The 16,625-nt window shown below is 54.8% G+C and carries 16 protein-coding genes; 5 read left to right on the top strand and 11 right to left on the bottom strand.

Features of this window, described 5'->3' with window-relative positions:
- Window positions 1–36 precede the first annotated feature (36 nt).
- Window positions 37–576: a CAP domain-containing protein gene (locus C5Y44_RS08400; protein ID WP_105324512.1), complete on the top strand. Its 540-nt coding sequence runs from the start codon at window positions 37–39 to the stop codon at window positions 574–576.
- A gap of 88 nt (window positions 577–664) precedes the next feature.
- Here C5Y44_RS08400 and C5Y44_RS08395 read toward each other — a convergent pair whose 3' ends face one another.
- Window positions 665–1,216 carry an NADPH-dependent FMN reductase gene (locus C5Y44_RS08395; protein ID WP_105324511.1) on the bottom strand — a complete coding sequence of 184 codons (552 nt, stop codon included), beginning with the start codon at window positions 1,214–1,216 and terminating at the stop codon, window positions 665–667.
- A 63-nt stretch (window positions 1,217–1,279) separates the two neighbouring features.
- The gene (gene lysS, locus C5Y44_RS08390) at window positions 1,280–2,863 is read right to left on the bottom strand and encodes a lysine--tRNA ligase (protein ID WP_105324597.1); all 1,584 of its coding nucleotides are present in this window, start codon (window positions 2,861–2,863) and stop codon (window positions 1,280–1,282) included.
- 216 nt (window positions 2,864–3,079) lie between these two features.
- On the opposite strand from lysS, the gene C5Y44_RS08385 reads away from it, so the two are divergent.
- From C5Y44_RS08385 to C5Y44_RS08370, 4 genes are all read left to right on the top strand, one after another.
- Complete coding sequence (locus C5Y44_RS08385; RefSeq protein ID WP_105324510.1) at window positions 3,080–5,170, top strand: PhoX family phosphatase; 2,091 nt, start codon at window positions 3,080–3,082, stop codon at window positions 5,168–5,170.
- 276 nt (window positions 5,171–5,446) lie between these two features.
- Window positions 5,447–7,162, top strand: coding sequence for a carbon starvation protein A (locus C5Y44_RS08380; protein ID WP_105324509.1), 1,716 nt, complete (start codon window positions 5,447–5,449; stop codon window positions 7,160–7,162).
- Between the two features lie 3 nt (window positions 7,163–7,165).
- Window positions 7,166–7,429: a cory-CC-star protein gene (locus C5Y44_RS08375; protein WP_105324508.1), complete on the top strand. Its 264-nt coding sequence runs from the start codon at window positions 7,166–7,168 to the stop codon at window positions 7,427–7,429.
- Entirely contained in the window at window positions 7,420–8,388 is a 969-nt protein-coding gene (locus C5Y44_RS08370; protein ID WP_199186013.1) for an ArsA family ATPase, read from the top strand. Before C5Y44_RS08375 ends, C5Y44_RS08370 begins: the two co-directional genes overlap by 10 nt.
- Here the strand turns inward: C5Y44_RS08370 and C5Y44_RS08365 are convergent.
- The 9 genes from C5Y44_RS08365 to ftsH all read right to left on the bottom strand — a co-directional run bounded on the left by C5Y44_RS08365 (window position 8,385) and on the right by ftsH (window position 16,624).
- The gene (locus C5Y44_RS08365; protein WP_105324507.1) at window positions 8,385–9,236 is read right to left on the bottom strand and encodes a pantoate--beta-alanine ligase; all 852 of its coding nucleotides are present in this window, start codon (window positions 9,234–9,236) and stop codon (window positions 8,385–8,387) included. The genes C5Y44_RS08370 and C5Y44_RS08365 overlap by 4 nt on opposite strands.
- A complete protein-coding gene (locus tag C5Y44_RS08360; RefSeq protein WP_233189917.1) occupies window positions 9,233–9,919 on the bottom strand; it encodes a hypothetical protein in 687 nt (228 codons plus the stop codon). The genes C5Y44_RS08365 and C5Y44_RS08360 overlap by 4 nt, the downstream gene beginning before the upstream one ends.
- A 6-nt stretch (window positions 9,920–9,925) precedes the next feature.
- Window positions 9,926–11,131 carry a DUF6779 domain-containing protein gene (locus tag C5Y44_RS08355; protein ID WP_105324506.1) on the bottom strand — a complete coding sequence of 402 codons (1,206 nt, stop codon included), beginning with the start codon at window positions 11,129–11,131 and terminating at the stop codon, window positions 9,926–9,928.
- A gap of 4 nt (window positions 11,132–11,135) precedes the next feature.
- Window positions 11,136–11,612 (bottom strand): DUF3180 domain-containing protein, encoded by a 477-nt coding sequence (locus C5Y44_RS08350; protein ID WP_105324505.1) that lies wholly within the window; start codon window positions 11,610–11,612, stop codon window positions 11,136–11,138.
- Window positions 11,609–12,094 (bottom strand): 2-amino-4-hydroxy-6-hydroxymethyldihydropteridine diphosphokinase, encoded by a 486-nt coding sequence (folK, locus tag C5Y44_RS08345; RefSeq protein ID WP_105324504.1) that lies wholly within the window; start codon window positions 12,092–12,094, stop codon window positions 11,609–11,611. Before folK ends, C5Y44_RS08350 begins: the two co-directional genes overlap by 4 nt.
- 3 nt (window positions 12,095–12,097) lie before the next feature.
- Window positions 12,098–12,475: a dihydroneopterin aldolase gene (gene folB / locus C5Y44_RS08340; RefSeq protein WP_066838748.1), complete on the bottom strand. Its 378-nt coding sequence runs from the start codon at window positions 12,473–12,475 to the stop codon at window positions 12,098–12,100.
- A complete protein-coding gene (gene folP, locus C5Y44_RS08335) occupies window positions 12,476–13,351 on the bottom strand; it encodes a dihydropteroate synthase (protein ID WP_105324503.1) in 876 nt (291 codons plus the stop codon). It lies immediately after the preceding gene.
- A gap of 58 nt (window positions 13,352–13,409) precedes the next feature.
- Window positions 13,410–14,003, bottom strand: a complete 594-nt coding sequence (gene folE, locus C5Y44_RS08330; RefSeq protein WP_105324502.1) for a GTP cyclohydrolase I FolE — start codon at window positions 14,001–14,003, stop codon at window positions 13,410–13,412.
- 80 nt (window positions 14,004–14,083) lie between these two features.
- Window positions 14,084–16,624 (bottom strand): ATP-dependent zinc metalloprotease FtsH, encoded by a 2,541-nt coding sequence (gene ftsH, locus C5Y44_RS08325; RefSeq protein ID WP_105324501.1) that lies wholly within the window; start codon window positions 16,622–16,624, stop codon window positions 14,084–14,086.
- Window position 16,625: the final 1 nt, after the last annotated feature.

Below are 16,625 nucleotides of genomic sequence, written 5' to 3'. Positions count from 1 at the left end.
GGCAGTTACAGGCAGGGTTCGAGTGGAGCGAATTCGATGAACGCTATTCAAACTCAGATCGCTGGCATCGTCGCCGTTATAACAGCCGCGACGGGTAGCCTTACCGGCGGCGTCCAAGACGTTGTGCAGTCTATTGGTGCTCACGTCGGTGGCTCTTCGCAGTCAATTACCGCCACGGCGAACGCTGCTACACCACCGTCCTCTAGCAACGTAGTCAACACCCAGTCTGTCTACTTAGCTATCAATGAGTACCGCATCCGCCACGGCGTAGCGCCAGTGGCACCTAATCCGCAGCTCGATAGCATCGCACAGCGCTGGGCTAATCACATGGCTCGTACCGGCGTTCCGGCACACAACCCGAATTACCTGAAGCAGTACCCAGCAGGCTGGAAGGAAGGCGGCGAGAATGTTCACCAGAACTGGCGCGGCGCCTCTACCCAGGAAGTAGTCCAAGCATGGCACAATTCGCCATCCCACCGCCAGAATCAGGCAGACCCCTACTTCAACCAGATCGGTGTGGGCGTTGCTTATAGCTCTGATGGCCGCATGTGGGTAGTGACAAACTACATGCGCTAATTTATAAAAGCTTCAGGCCCTTAAAGCAAAAGCCGCGGGCAGCAATCGTACGTGATTGCTACCCGCGGCTTTTTAATGCCTTAGAACTTTAAGCGTGAACCTTCTTGAGCATTGCTTCAAGGTCGGTAAACAGGTTGGCCGCTTCTTCAATCTTGCGGTCAGCTGGAGCAAAGCCGTTCTCGTTAAACTCGGTGAACAGGTTGAACTCTAGCGCTGCACGAACCTGCAGCATCTGGAAGTTAGACACAATCAGACGCCATGCTTCGATAGCGCGAACGCCGCCGGAAGCACCGTATCCAGCAAAGGCTACTGCTTTGCCGAACCACTCGGAACCCAAAGCATCAAAGGCATTCTTGAAGCCACCCGGAACGGAGTGGTTGTACTCAGGGGTAACGAAGATAAAGCCATCGAAGGAATCGATCTTGTCAGACCATGCCTGAACCTGCTCGTTATCGTACTGCTTGTTAGCGGCGCCTGGGATAACTGGGCTCTCCAGCAGTGGAACGTTAAATTCCTTCAAGTCCACCAGCTCGTACTCAACGCCGGTGTCGCGGCCCTGAGCTAAGTCATTAACCCAGCGTGCAACGCCTTCACCCATACGACCTTCACGGATTGAACCAAGAACAATTCCGACCTTCATTAGCAAAAACCTTTCGATAGTTGATATGTCACGAACTACCCTAATTGATTAAAGGTTTAAGCGCTAGTTCTGTGATTCAGGTTTCACCAACGGGAAGAGTACGGTCTCGCGGATGCCCAAGCCAGTCAGTGCCATGAGCAGGCGATCGATGCCCATTCCGGCACCGCCTGTTGGCGGCATGCCCTGTTCCATGGCTGAAAGAAATTCCTCGTCCAGAACCATAGCTTCGTCGTCACCGGCTGCAGCTAGGCGCGCCTGGTCTTCGAAGCGCTCGCGCTGAATGACTGGATCGACAAGCTCGGAGTAGCCTGTTGCCAACTCAAAGCCGCGGACGTACAGGTCCCACTTCTCGGTAACGCCTGGTTCGCTGCGGTGTGAACGGGTCAAAGGTGAGGTCTCCACTGGGAAGTGCTTAACAAATATTGGGCCTTCCAGCTGGCCTTCGCACAAAAGCTCCCAGATTTCTTCAACCAACTTGCCGTGGCCCCAGCCGCCGTCCTTTGGAACATCCAGGCCAACAACCTTGGCTAGTTCCTTGAGCTCTTCGACGGTGGAGTCAATGGTGACTTCCTTTTGGCCTGGGAACTTCTTCTGCAGTGCCTCATTCAGAGATGGGTACATTTCAATCTCTGGCCAGGTTTCGCCACCGAGGTCATATTCGGTGCCATCGGCAAGCGTGACAACATGCGATCCAAAGACTTCCGAAGCTACCGCTTGGATGGAATCCTTAATGGTCTTAGCAATGCCGTTGTAGTCGCTCCAGGCATCATAAATCTCCAACATCGCAAACTCCGGGGAGTGGGACTTATCGATGCCCTCATTACGGAAGTTGCGGTTGATCTCAAAGACCTTGTCGATACCACCAACGACAGCCCTCTTGAGGAAAAGCTCAGGTGCGATACGCAAGTACAGATCGATATCGAGCGCGTTAGAGTGCGTGACGAATGGGCGCGCTGCTGCGCCACCGTGCAGGGTCTGCAGCATTGGGGTTTCAATCTCATTGAAACCGTCATCTTCTAAGTGGTGACGCAAGGCGCGAATGACCTTAATGCGGGTCATGGCGTTCTTACGAGCTTCTTCACGCAGAATCAAGTCATTGTAGCGCTGTCTCACGCGCGTATCTTCTGCCATATCCGCAAATGCCACTGGCATTGGGCGCAGCGACTTAGCAGCCATCTGCCATTCACTCGCCATGACGGAGAGCTCACCGCGGCGAGAAGAAATTACGCGACCAGTTACGGAGATAAAATCTCCCAAGTCAACGTCAGCCTTCCATGCAGCTAGGGATTCCTCGCCGACCTCGGCAAGCGACAGCATCGCTTGCACCTGGGTGCCGTCACCATCTTGCAAGGTGGCAAAGCACAGCTTGCCGGTATTGCGCATAAAGATAAGACGGCCGGCGATGGAAACAACATCCTGGGTTTCCTGGCCGACTTCCAAGTAAGTCACGCCGTCTGCATCGCCTGCAGACTCATTTTCTGCAAGCACCTGGTACTGGCCACGCAGATCGCGCAAAGAAATGGTGCGCTTTACGCTAACGGGATAAGCCTCGATGCCGTTGTCTAGCAGGCGGGCGCGCTTATCGCGGCGGATCCGCAGCTGCTCGGGAACGTCTGGGGTCTGAGTATTTTTCTTCTGCTCGCTCACGTCCACAAGGTTAGTCGATCAACCACACCCACGTTAAATACAGGCCAAGCAGGACTTTCGACCTTAAGTATGGACAGACCTCGACCACAGGAAAGTTAATTCATCTAAGTGTCATCTCAAATTCTTCATTAGGTCAACTGAAGTATCTAGTTTAGATGCGTCCTCCCCAGACAAAGATCTTCACACTTTTTATGTTTTCAGACTGGAGCTAGTTTCGTGGATCTCAAAGGTCGTAACCTTCTAAGTTCACTATTTTCATCGTCTCGTTCTTCTTTGACCTGTACCTATAAGTGCGGCAATGCATGTTTTGGAGCCTGCGATAATACCTCGAGCAACCCGTATTTCGGTGACCAATTTTCTCGGCGTAAAGCGCTCCGTGCAGGCGGGCTCGCCGTTGTCACCGTCGGCGGCGGTGCCGCTTTAGCAGCATGTGCTCCACCAAGTTCAAACGGCTCTTCTGCGGCAACGTCTACAACTGGGACGCCCGGAAGTTCGTCTTCACAGCACATCTCGGATAAGGGCATGCAATTTACTCCAGTGGAGCCGAACACTGAGGACGCGATTGTCATCCCAGAAGGCTACGAGCAATCTATCCTCATCGCCTGGGGCGACCCAGTCATCGAGGGCGCTCCAGAGTTTGACGTGCAGAATCAGACCGCAGAGGCTGCTGAGAAGCAGTTCGGTTTCAACAATGACTTCGCTGGACTACTGGAACACCCAAGCGATGACTCTCGTATGGTGTACGTCTGCTCCCACGAGTACACCACCGAGCCACAAATGTTCCCGGACTATGATCCTGAGAATCCTTCAGAAGAACACGTCAAAATTGGTTGGGCAGGTCACGGCCTCACAGTTCTAGAAGTCTCCAAAGTCAAAGGTTCCGGCGATCTCAAGCGTGAGTTTGGACCTCTCAACCGTCGTATCACCGCTACTACGCCATTTAAACTAGTCGGCCCTGCTGCCGGTTCTAAATACACTAAGACCAAAGCTGACCCCACCGGTGAGACGGTGTTAGGCACCCTGAATAACTGTGCAGGTGGCGTGACTCCGTGGGGCACCATCTTGTCAGGTGAAGAAAACTTTGACCAGTACTTCGCTAACGCCAAGTCTGATGATGAACGCACCCAGAAATCTCTAGAACGCTTTGGCTTCGGCGATGAAGCATCAGACCGCAAGTGGGAAAACTTCGATGACCGCTTTGATGTCTCCAAAACCCCTAATGAGGTCAACCGGTTTGGATACATCGTGGAATTCGATCCTTTTGATCCCGAGTCCACCCCAATTAAGCACTCCGCTAACGGCCGTTTCAAGCACGAAGCTGGGAACATTCATATCACCGATGACGGCACAGTCGTCTGCTATTCCGGTGATGACTCCCGGTTTGAGTACATCTACAAATTCGTCTCTTCCAAGAAGATGGTCGAAGGCGACCTCGAGCACAACATGTCCATCTTGGACAACGGCACTTTGTACGTTGCAGTCATGGAAGGTAACTCCCCCGAAGAAGAAATCGACGGCTCTGGAGTTTTGCCGGAAGACGGCGCCTTCGACGGCACTGGCTCTTGGAAGCCGCTTTTGACCTGTGAAGACGGAAAGTATGAGTCTCACGTTGATGGTTTCACCGCGGAAGAGGTAGCAATCTTTACCCGCGAAGCAGCCGATGAAGTGGGAGCAACCAAGATGGATCGCCCTGAAGACATTGAAGTTCACCCGACCTCGTCCAAGGTCTACGTTGCGTTGACCAACAACTCCTACCGCGGTGCAACCGGTGAAAATGCCGATAGCAACAAGGAAAACCCAATGGAATGGGCGCCGGTCAAAGAAAATAAGAATGGCCTGGTCATGGAAATCGAAGACGACCACGCTGGCGAGTCCTTCACTTGGAACCTACTGCTCGTCTGCGGTGATCCAAAGGAAGCAGCAACTTATTTCGGCGGCTTTGATAAAGAGAAGGTATCTCCTATCTCTTGTCCCGATAACTTGGCTTTCGATAACCACGGTCTGATGTGGATTTCTACCGATGGCAATGCTCTCGGCTCTAACGATGGTCTTTATGCCGTAACCACCGAGGGCAACAATCGCGGTGAACTCAAGTGCTTCCTCACCGTTCCCGCTGGAGCAGAAACCTGTGGTCCGATCGTCACCGATGAACGCGTGATGGTCAACGTTCAGCATCCAGGCGAATCCGACGACGCGACGTTTGCAAAGCCAACTTCCAACTGGCCTGACGGTGGCAACTCCACCCCGCGTCCAGCTGTTGTCACGGTATGGCGCACCGACGGAAATATCGGCATTCAAGATGCTTAAGAAGCCATAGTTGCGGAAAAACATTAGCAAGCTTAGCTAAATACTCCGTCTATCCCGGCCCCTGCTTCCCCTCTAGCCAATAGAGATTTAGCAGGGGCTTTATAGTTTTCTTGCCACGACGGGGACACTCAAGTTCTTTGGATTCACAAATTATTTTGGACAAACCCTCGTGAATCCGCCAGCAATGATTTACGCTATGTTCACAGCTATTTTTGATATACATCACATAAATGTGTGATGAATCCATGTCCGCTGACTGTGTTCGGAGCAATCCATATGAACTCTCTAGTGCTAGTTTTCATCGGTGTAGCCATGATGATTTGTGGCTACCTTCTCTATTCCAAATTCCTTGGTAAGAAGGTTTTCCAGCTTTCACCAAACTATAAAACTCCAGCCCACACTATGGAAGACGGTGTGGATTTTGTCCCCACCAACAAATACGTCCTGTGGGGTCACCACTTCACCTCCGTTGCGGGTGCTGCGCCTATTATCGGCCCGGCCGTTGCAGTAATTTGGGGCTGGTTCCCGGCATTCTTATGGGTGACCATCGGTACGGTCTTCGCCGCTGGTATGCACGATATGGGTGTGCTCTGGGCATCCCAACGCCACCGTGGTCAATCCATCGGGTTGTTGTCGGGACGCTACATCGGCAAGCGCGGCCGCATGCTCTTTCTTGTGGTCATCTTCCTACTGTTGCTGATGGTTAACACCGCATTCGGTGTGGTTATCTCGGGTCTGCTCATTTCCACCCCGTCATCAGTCATTCCTACCTGGGGCGCTATCGCGGTTGCGCTATGTATTGGCCAGGCTATTTACCGCTTCAAGTGGAATCTGCCTTTGGTCTCAATCGTTGGTGTGGTGGCGTTGTACTCGCTGATGCTCATTGGCGATAAGTACCCAATCTCATTGCCAGAAACCGTCCTGGGTATCCCAGCCGCTGGTGTCTGGATCATCATCTTGTTCATCTATGCCTTCTTTGCATCCCTGCTGCCAGTGTGGATGCTGCTGCAACCTCGTGATTACATCAACGGCCTGCAGCTATTTATCGGCTTGGGTATTTTATACGCATCCTTCCTATTCACCAGTCCTGAAATTGTTGCTCCCGCATTGCGTGATGACGTCCCCGCCGGTACCCCGGGCATGTTCCCACTTCTGTTTGTGACCATCGCGTGTGGTGCTATTTCCGGCTTCCACGGCATGGTGGCCTCCGGTACGTCCTCGAAGCAGCTAGATAAAGAAACCGACTCCCGCTTCGTTGGCTACTTCGGCGCGGTCGGCGAAGGCCTACTCGCACTGGGCACGATCATTGCCACCACGTCTGGCTACCGCACTTACCAAGAATGGGAATCTATCTACTCCGAATTCAACGCAGGTGGTGTTAACGCTTTCGTCGAAGGCGGCGGCAACTTGCTCAATGAGGGCCTCGGGATTTCCACCTCGCTTTCGGCAACAATCCTGGCGACCATGGCCGTGCTATTCGCCGCGACCACCATGGACTCCGGCGTACGTCTGCAGCGCATCGTGGTCCAGGAAATGGGCGATACTGCAGGAATCAAGATCAACACCTTCATCGCTACGTGCATCGCGGTGCTCGTGGCCTTCGGCTTGACCTTCTCTCAGGGCACCGACGGCTCAGGCGGCATGACCATTTGGCCGCTGTTCGGTACCACCAACCAGCTCATGGCCGGTCTGTCGCTATCTATCCTGCTGCTGATTCTCATGCACCTGCGGCGCCCAACCTGGCCAATTCTCATCCCACTTCTCTTCCTGACCATCATGAGTCTGTGGGCGGCCTTCATCCAGCTGGGCACCTTCTACCGCGATGGCAACTGGCTGCTGTTTGTTATGGACGTCATCATCGTCCTCGCTGCTATCTGGATCATCGTCGAGGTTATCCTCGCGGTGGGCCGTATGAAGCACACCAAGAAGGTGGAATGGAGCGATGAAGATATCGATGCCCCATCCCCAGAAATGGTTGAAAATAGGATTTAGCTCATGTCATTAATGGACAAACTGGCACGGTTGAGCGCGGAGCTTCAAGAGTACTATTCCGCACCCTACCGGGCAGCCTTTGCAAAGGCGCAGCAGCAAGAAGATGACCTCTTTATGCTGCTGGTGATGTCCGAGGCTCTCGGCATTCCGAACCCGGCCAGTTTCTATACCCTCGAGCTGCTTCCTGTCATTTATGAGGATTTCCACGCCTGGCACCGCCGGATGGGAATGGCAAACTCACCGTTGGAGAATATTCAGTGCTGTTAAATGTTCCTACCTCCCCCGTCATGTTCTTTGGTGGCAAAGGTGGAGTGGGTAAAACAACCATCGCTAATGCAACCGCGCTGAAACTCTCAGCCCATGCTTCCACATTGGTGGTATCCACAGACCCAGCACACAACGTTGGTCACCTGTGGAACACCAAGGTTGGGGATACCCCAACCACGGTGCGCCCAGGCGTGGATGTGCTGGAGCTTGACCCCGCGCGTGCCACCAACGAGCATCTCAAACAAGCTGGCGACACGATGCGCCGGATGATGCCGGAGCATTTGCACAAAGAAGTTAGCAAGCACCTCAACTTAGCCAAGCATTCGCCAGGCACGCATGAGGCCGCACTCTTGGAGCGCATCGCCATCTTGTTGGAAGAGTACGGCGAAAGTTATGACCACATCATCTTTGATACGGCGCCTTCAGGCCATACCGCACGCTTGATGGCCTTGCCGGAGCTCATGTCCGCGTGGACTGATGGGTTGTTGGAACGCCGCGCGAAATCAGAGAAGTTCTCCGATCTGGTGCGCGGGATGTCACCGACGGGTAAGGACACTACGGTGACTACGGCCATCGATCCGGTCGACCGCCGCAACCAAGAGTTGCGTTCCATTTTGCTCAAGCGCCGTCACCGGTTTGAGCGTCTTCGCGCAGTGCTTAACGATGCCACCGCGTGCACCTTCAACATTGTCCTCACCGCGGAGCGTCTGCCGGTGTTAGAAACAGATGAGTTCCACGCCGAGCTCACTGCCAATGGCGTGCACGTCGGCGCGCTTATTGTTAACCGCCGCTCACCTGCAGACCAAGGCGAATTCTTAGCCTCTCGCCGCACATACGAGGACGAGGCACTGGCTGATCTGCACCGTCGCCTGCCGGATCTCCCAGTCGTGCAGATTCCCCTGCGCGCTCACGATGTTGGTTCACCGCAGGCGCTAGAAGATATCGCTACTTACCTTTAGAGTGTTCCCAGTGCGTTGTCAGCGCCCTCAGCATGCGCTTCGATATTGCGGAAGCCAATGCCCAAAGGCAGACCAACGTTATCGGTCAGGCGCACGCCACCGATATTCGCAGCCACAAACAGGCGGGCATCGCCAATTTCGGGTGCGGGGCCAAGGTCCAGGCCACGTAGTTCAACATATTCAGGTTCAATGCCGGCGGCATTCAAGACGGTATTGACTACGTCCAAGACCTGTTCTGCACCAGCTTCAGCAGCATGGGCACCAGCGGTCAGCGCGGCGGACAAGGTGCTGGCTTTTTCACGCGCGGATTCTTCGACTTCCATGTTGCGCAAGGACAGCGCGAGGCCATCGGGCATGCGCACGGTGGGAACGCCCTGCAGGCGCACTTGAATGTGGAAGTCACGAATAGCCTGGTTCAGGGCGATAAGTAGTTCATAATCCTTTTCGCCGACCACGACATCGCTGGGGGCAAGGGCGCCGATTAAGGCGAGGTTGCGCGTGAGGGCATCGGAAAGCTCATCGGCAGGTTCTAAGCCGTCTTGCTTCGCGGCAAGGTGCAAGTGCTGACCCTTGGGCCATAGCTTTTCATCCGTGTACTGCCAGATGACATCCACGGACTCCGTGCGCAACGCGTTGAGATCGCCTTCGTCTTCGGAGGCAATCGCCACAACCACGACGGCCCCGCGGATGGCTTTGGCTGCGCGCACCAAAGCGATATGGCCAGCATGCACCCCGCGCCCCAAAGGGACCAGCACAACGGGTGCTCCGGTCTTTTTAAAGGCTGAGCCCACCTTAGAAATCATATCTAGCTCGGTTACTACCGTTGCTTGCCCGCGACCAATGCTCATCGAAGCTCCTCCTGCAATCCCCACATCTCTAATTCCATATTGTGTTCCAATTCGCCTACTCGGCGTGCCGCTTCGACAAAAGCTTTCCGAAAGCCCGGGTCCGTGATCGACTGGAAAGCCGCGTAAATGTCGCTGGCTTCAAACCGCGGCGCTAAAAACTCACCCTGTTCTTGCTCTGAGGGCACGGCTTGTTCATCGAGAAGCTCTTTCAAATCTCGATGTGCTGCGCGCGCTAATTGGCGCACCATCTGCGCGTAGGCAATCTTTGGCGCGAGCTCGACGCGCTCGGCATCCGTCTTGGCAAGGCTGACTTGGCCGGATTCAAACAGAAGAACTTCAGCAATTCCTTGCGCAAGCTCATCACTGGTGGTAACCACCCACCTATCAGCGCCGACATGGGCTATCGCCATGGCTAATGCGCCGTGCACTTCAACCGGATCGAGGACTTGCACGCCCAAGCCGATACTGGTGTGGATGACAATTTGTCCGCGGCGAATGTGCGGTTCGAGCGCTTCAACAGTGCCTTCTATCTGCGCTTGGGACGTAGCAATGACAAGGGCTTCACAATCTACTGCCGCAGCAGGCGATGAAAGCTCAACAATGTCATGGCCTTGGGCTTCGAGCAGTGCTCGAAATCGGTTTTCGCGGCCAAACCAACCGACAACCATGCGTGGTGCTGGCATTGAACCTTAAGAATCCTTCTGACGCTTTTTCGCCGCCGCAAGCAACTCAGCAACGGAAACGGTGCCTTCGCGGTGAGCATCGCTGCGACGACGTCCGCGACGTGGCTCGTCGTCTTCTGCTACCTCGGCGGACTCTGCCTTCTCTGTGTGCTTCGCGCCCGTCTTAGCAGCATCATCGCCGCCCGTGTCCCAACGAACTGCCTGGAACGAACCAGTGTTAAATTCCTTGGGCTTATCGCTGGAAACTTCCTTGGTCTTTGCCGCAGGCTTTTCTTCTGCTGGCTTCGCCGGCTTAGAGTCAGCCTTCGCAGAAGCAGCGCTTGTCGATGCCATCTTTGCTTCTGTCTTGCCACCTGCGCCAGCCGCGCTGCTCTTGTCAGCCTTCTTCGGCGTCTCATTGGTGGATTCGCTATTCATCTCATTGATGAATTCCGCCAGTGGATTGTCATTGCGGGAATAAGTCGGAGTATTACCGATTCGCCCCGCAATCGCATCAGCCGAAGGCTTGCCGCCGGAAGGCTGCGTAAATTCCACGACTGGAGCTTCTGGCTCGGCATCGACATCTGCGCCATAGCTGGAGGTATAACTGGAATTATTCGACTCTGCAGCTTTTGCGCGCGCTTCGATTTCCATGATGCGACGTGCCTCGGCCTGCAAAGCAGCGGGGACATAAGTAAATTCGCGACCCGAAAGTTCTTCGAGCTGCTCACGAATGGATGCCAGCTCAGCCCGAATCTCTGCCAGCACGTCCATATCCACGTGTGGAGAGTTTTCTAAACGCTCCAGTGCCTGGTTCGTCTCTGCCTCTGCACGCAGCTTATCTAGTTCCGCGTGGTAGAGATCTTCGCGAACATACATTTCTTCTTCGCGGTCGCGTACCTGGTTGCGGTAGCGAGTAACCAAGAAGATTCCGCCAACAGCTGCCCATAGGGCTGCGAGCAAAGCAATCTTTAACGCAGCTGTGGAACTGGCAATCAACATCACAATGGAGGCGATAACAGCGAGCGCCACCAAGACAATTACTACGATCGAGCCATTGTCTAGGTTCAACTTCTTCCCGGCCGAAGAACCGGTTGAGTGATCATCGCGAAAATCGTCGTTAGAGTACGAATCGACATCGTGACCTGCAAACTCATCAGATGAGCGATCAGAGCTGCCTGAGTCTTTAAAGCGTTCCGAGTCGATTGTCTTCTCTTCGTCGTTGGCGGTCATGTGTCTACTCTATCGCGTGTGCACCATCAGTTGGAGGTGGCACCTCACAGTGTCGCTCCAAGATTAACCCAGCAATTGCCATCGCCACGCCACCAAGAACGGAGCTTACTACCCCAGTTACATCGTCTTGAGCTGCGGCAATCTGGCCTGCCATGGGGACCACATACAGCGCGATACCAAGGTAGGCGGCACCGACGATGGTGCCTGTCCAGGCCGAAGCTTTCCCGACCACCATAAAGCGCGCGATGGTCATGGGATTCATCTGACTGCGGTCTAGTCCAATGCCATGGGCGTCCTCGCCTTTAGCTTGGTGCACCTTCCAGGCCAGGCCAGCGCATAAAATTGCCATGGCCCACAAGGTGATTGACACTGTGGTGGGAATGGCCATCATGGAGCCATAAAACCCGCGGGTGAGAATAAACACCGCCAGGGTAGTAAAGACAGCAACGCCTACAAGGACGGCAATTGATGTCTTTTTCACAGCTTCTCGATTCGACCCAATACTTTAATGCCGTCAATATCTTCCTGCGGGATATTGCCAATGAGTCCGGCGACTGGTTTACCACCCAAGGTAGCGTGTACATCCGCTGCAAGCCAAGGAATGAGAACAAAGCCACGCTCAGCGGCATGCGGGTGAGGCACAGTCAGCTCTTGCGTATCAGAGCTAAACCCTTCAATCTCTACGATATCGACATCGAGCGTACGCGGTCCCCAGTGACGCTCCCGCACGCGGTCGGCCGCCTGTTCCAAGGCCTGCCCGCGGTGCAGAAGCTCCAACGGGGTTTGGTCAACCTCGACGATGATGATCGCATTGTAAAACTCGTCTTGGTCGGTATCTCCCCACGGCGGAGTCGAGTACACCGATGACGAGGCAACAATTTCATCCTGAAATTCAGCAAAGACCGACTTGAGGTGCTCCACGCGGCCTTGCATATTAGACCCGATTGATAATACTGCGCGCATGACTTATCGCCGTTCTGTCTTCCGGGAGCGGCGCGCCACTACGGACACGTCGCGGAAGGTGCGCTCAATCGGCGCATCCGGTTTGTGCACGGTAACTTCAACGGCGAATAAGATCGGGTCACTAGCCATGATTTTGTCGGCGATTTCAATCGCAACCGTTTCAATCAAATCACGCGCAGGACCTTCGACGATATCTGCTGCGATATCAGCCAAGTCGGCATAGCTGACGGTTTTTTCTAGATCATCAGTAGCCGCGGCTTCTTTAAAATCCAGCCAGCAGGTGAGATCCACGATGAACTTTTGACCTTGCTGTTTTTCGTGGTCAAATACGCCGTGGTAGCCAAAGCATTCCAAGCCCTTTAATTCAATACGATCAGCCATTTAACTGTGTCCTCCTGAGACGTAGTTGGCCCCTGCTGCCCAAGCTGCAGCAACATCCACTGCGTCACGTGAGACAGGTACATCGTGAACGCGCACGGCCCACGCACCAAGCTGCGCTGATAATGCTGTCACCGCGGCAGTTGCGGGATCCGCGAGGTGCGGGCCGTGTTCTGCACCGCGGTCTTCGCGGATAGCGGATAAAAACCGCTTGCGAGATGCGCCCACCAAGATGGGATAGTCGCCGGCGATAAATTCTGGCAAAGCTTTCAATAATGCCCAGTTATCCTGGGGAGTCTTCGCAAAGCCTAAACCTGGATCCAAGGAAATAAGTTCTGGTCCCACGCCTGCTTTGAGGGCGTTATCCGTCAAGCGTGCCAAAGTATCATGCACGTCTTGAACGACATCGCCGTTGTGGTCAGCAGAACCTGCGGCATCGCCAAAGCGCACGGTCCGCCAGTGCATCAAGCACACCGGCACTTGGGCTTGCGCCATAACTTTGTACATATTTTCATCAGCAAGCCCACCGGAGACATCGTTAAGCAGCACTGCACCGGCCTCCACTGCGGCCTCTGCAACGCTGGCTCGCATGGTGTCGACGGAGACCATGATGCCCTCTTGTGCCAAAGCCTTAACGACTGGCGTGATGCGCTCCCGCTCGACCTCTGCAGCGACGCGGGTAGCACCAGGGCGGGTCGATTCGCCGCCAACATCGATCATGTCAGCGCCTTGGGCTACTAGCTCACGGCCATGCGCAATAGCATTATCAATATTTATCCACTTGCCGCCATCAGAGAAAGAATCTTCCGTGACGTTAACGATGCCCATCACCAAAGTGCGCTTGGCGGCGGCATCGGGACAAATTTCTGAAACCTGCATATTGATTGCTCTTTTCAAGATAGGGACGGCCAGCTAGGACACCTGCGGCTTGTAGTCTTTAGCTGCGAATGAGGCTTAAGACCTCAGCGCGGGATGCAGCGTTGGTCTTAAACCCACCGCGGACAGCCGATGTTGTTGTCACAGAGCCAGGCTTTTTCACTCCACGCATGCCCATGCACAGGTGCTCGCACTCAATGACCACGATGACAGACTGCGCATGCAGAGTCTCCGTTAATGCATCAGCGATCTGTCGCGTCAGGCGCTCTTGGACCTGCGGGCGCTTGGCAAAGCCATCGGCCAAGCGAGCCAGCTTCGAAAGACCTGTGACATTGCCTTCCTTGCCCGGAATGTATCCGATGTGGGCAACGCCGTAAAACGGCACCAGATGGTGCTCACAGGTGGAGTAAATAGGGATATCACGAACTAGCACTAGCTCCTGGTGATTCTCATCGAAGGTCTTGTGCAGCACTTCGGTGGGATCGGTGTGCAAACCGGCAAAGATTTCCGCATATGAGCGCGCAACTCGGGCGGGGGTTTCTAAAAGGCCCTCGCGGTCAGGGTCTTCACCAACTGCAATCAGCAGTTCGCGAATTGCTGCTTCAGCACGCTCCTGGTCAAAAGGTGCGCGGGCTGGAATCAAGCTTTCACTCATAATGTCGGATTTCCTTGTGTTTAAAAACTTTTCTTGGTGCTTCCCACGCTAATGCTCGGGAAGCACACAGCTAAATTCCCCTAGTAATTATCTTCACCGGGGTGGCGGTCTTTGCCTTCCTCCGGTTGCTTAGCCTCAGGCTGTGGTGCATAAGGGTTACGGGCGGCATCGCGGTTGTTAAAACCTGGGGACTGCCAGCCCTCGTCATCGCTCATCGGCGGCTTGTGGTGGCGGCCAATCGGAATCTCTGTCGTGTCATCTTCACTTGGACGACGCTCAGATTTCTTCTCAGCTTCCGCAGGCTCCTCCTTGACCGACTGGCGCTCAGCAGGCTTGTCCTCTGCCTTCTGCTTCGGGGCTTCTGGTTTCGAGTCTTCAGGAGTCGAGTCCTTCGGCTCAGACATCGCGAAGGAAGGCTTCGGGGCGGTTTCGGCGTGATCCTTTGGTTCCGACATCGCAAACGATGGCTTCTGAGGTTTTGCTGGCTTAAAGCCTTCTTCAGTCCAGTCACCGGCGTGCTGGCCAAAGTTAAAGCCAATCTCTGGTTCATTGGCAGTCTTGTCCTGCGAATCCTTGTCAGCATCGGATTCATTGCCGGAGTTTTCTGCAGCTTCTTCCAGAGCTAGACGGCGTTCACGCGCCTGGCGCGATGCATCCAACAAGGTAAAGCGGCGTGGTGGCTCTTCGCCGCGCTCGATGGCAATCTCCACTGGGGTTTTCACTGGTTCGCGGCCTGCTTGGGCTGGGAAGCGCACGCTTTCGCCCGGGAATACCTCATGCAATTCGCGTGGCTCGATGCCATCGAAAAGTGCTTCCAGGTCAGGTCGACGCAGGGTTTCCTTTTCCAGCAGGGCTTCTGCCAGAGAATCCAGGTAGTCACGGTGCTCGGCCAAAATGTCATAGGCCTGCTGGTGTGCAGAGTCCAGAAGATAGGAGATCTGGCCATCGATCTTCGCCGCAACAGCATCGGAGTATTCCAACACTCCGCCGCCGCCCATGTACGACATTGGGTCGCCTTGTTCTTGACCGTATTTCACGGTGCCCAATTCCGGGCTAAAGCCGTATTCGGTAATCATGGCGCGAGCAATCTTGGTGGCTTGCTCAATATCAGAAGATGCACCTGTGGTTGGCGTACCAAAGACGAGCTCTTCGGCAGCACGGCCACCCATGGCGAAGATCAGACGCGCGAAAAGTTCATCGCGGGTGTACATGCCCTTGTCGTCTTCTTGCGCGGTCATCGCATGGCCACCGGTGCGACCACGCGCCAAGATGGTCACCTTGTAGACGCGCTCAATATCCTTCAGTGCCCACGCGGACAGGGTATGTCCGCCTTCGTGGTAGGCGGTGATCTTCTTTTCCTGCTCAGAGATCACCTTGGACTGACGGCGTGGTCCGCCAACGACGCGGTCGGTGGCTTCTTCCAGTGCGTCAGCAGTAATCACGTTGCCGCCAATACGCGCGGTCAACAACGCTGCTTCATTGAGCACGTTGGCAAGGTCCGCACCGGACATACCGGCGGTGCGCTTGGCCAGCTGGGTGACGTCGACGTCTTTAGCCAAAGGCTTGTTCTTCGAGTGCACGCGCAGAATCTGTTCACGGCCAGCCAAGTCAGGTGGGGTGACAGGGATCTGACGGTCAAAGCGGCCAGGGCGCAACAGCGCAGGGTCCAAAATATCAGGACGGTTAGTAGCAGCGATGAGGATAACCCCTTCGCGGTCGCCAAAGCCGTCCATTTCAACCAGCAGCTGGTTAAGGGTTTGCTCGCGCTCATCGTGTCCGCCACCCGTGCCGGAGCCACGCTGGCGACCAACCGCGTCGATCTCGTCGACGAAGATGATACAAGGGCTATTTTCCTTGGCCTGCTTAAACAGGTCACGCACGCGCGAGGCACCAACACCGACGAACATTTCTACGAAGTCCGAGCCGGAGATGGAGTAGAAAGGAACGCCTGCCTCGCCCGCAACCGCGCGAGCGAGCAAGGTCTTACCTGTACCCGGAGGGCCGTAGAGCAGCACGCCGCGTGGAATCTTTGCGCCGAGTTCGTGATAGCGCGTTGGGTCTTCAAGGAAGTCCTTGATTTCTTGCAGTTCATCGACTGCTTCATCAGCGCCGGCAACATCCTCAAAGGTGTTGGTCGGCATGTCCTTGGTCAGTTCCTTGGCCTTGGAACCGCCGATACCGAACATTCCGCCGGCACCCGATTGCATGCGCGACATGAACCAGAACAGCACCGCAAACAGGATCAACATCGGCAGCAAGAACGAGAACATCGACATGAAGATCGAGTCTTGCGTGACGTTGGTCTGGTAATTTTCAGCACCAGAATTGCGCACGGAGTCAAAGATTTCTGGCGAGGTCCGCGCTGGATACTTCGCGATGACTTCTTCGACGCCTTCTTGCTCTTCGACCGTGATCGGTTCGCGCAAGGTCAGGCGAAGTTGTTGTTCGCGGTCGTCGATTTGAGCTTCCTCAACGTTTTGGTTGTTGAGCTGCTCAATAGCGATTGAGGTATCCACCCGCATGAAAGAGCGGGTGTCGTCAGAAAAGAAGGTGAAGATGTACAGCGCTACAAGTACGACTGCAGCGATGCCACCGTATTTAATCCAAGAAGAGTTTTTCATC

It is taken from the genome of Corynebacterium sp. J010B-136 (genome assembly GCF_002967075.1).
Taxonomy (GTDB): Bacteria; Actinomycetota; Actinomycetes; order Mycobacteriales; family Mycobacteriaceae; genus Corynebacterium.
This window is presented reverse-complemented; position numbering and strand designations above follow the sequence as displayed.

Bases quoted from the DNA above. Each gene is read 5' to 3' on its own strand.
- C5Y44_RS08400 (WP_105324512.1), top strand. From the start codon at position 37: ATGAACGCTATTCAAACTCAGATCGCTGGCATCGTCGCCGTTATAACA.
- C5Y44_RS08395 (WP_105324511.1), bottom strand. From the start codon at position 1,216: ATGAAGGTCGGAATTGTTCTTGGTTCAATCCGTGAAGGTCGTATGGGT.
- C5Y44_RS08380 (WP_105324509.1), top strand. From the start codon at position 5,447: ATGAACTCTCTAGTGCTAGTTTTCATCGGTGTAGCCATGATGATTTGT.
- C5Y44_RS08375 (WP_105324508.1), top strand. From the start codon at position 7,166: ATGTCATTAATGGACAAACTGGCACGGTTGAGCGCGGAGCTTCAAGAG.
- C5Y44_RS08365 (WP_105324507.1), bottom strand. From the start codon at position 9,236: ATGAGCATTGGTCGCGGGCAAGCAACGGTAGTAACCGAGCTAGATATG.
- C5Y44_RS08360 (WP_233189917.1), bottom strand. From the start codon at position 9,919: ATGCCAGCACCACGCATGGTTGTCGGTTGGTTTGGCCGCGAAAACCGA.
- C5Y44_RS08355 (WP_105324506.1), bottom strand. From the start codon at position 11,131: ATGACCGCCAACGACGAAGAGAAGACAATCGACTCGGAACGCTTTAAA.
- folK (WP_105324504.1), bottom strand. From the start codon at position 12,094: ATGCGCGCAGTATTATCAATCGGGTCTAATATGCAAGGCCGCGTGGAG.
- folB (WP_066838748.1), bottom strand. From the start codon at position 12,475: ATGGCTGATCGTATTGAATTAAAGGGCTTGGAATGCTTTGGCTACCAC.
- folP (WP_105324503.1), bottom strand. From the start codon at position 13,351: ATGCAGGTTTCAGAAATTTGTCCCGATGCCGCCGCCAAGCGCACTTTG.
- folE (WP_105324502.1), bottom strand. From the start codon at position 14,003: ATGAGTGAAAGCTTGATTCCAGCCCGCGCACCTTTTGACCAGGAGCGT.
- ftsH (WP_105324501.1), bottom strand. From the start codon at position 16,624: ATGAAAAACTCTTCTTGGATTAAATACGGTGGCATCGCTGCAGTCGTA.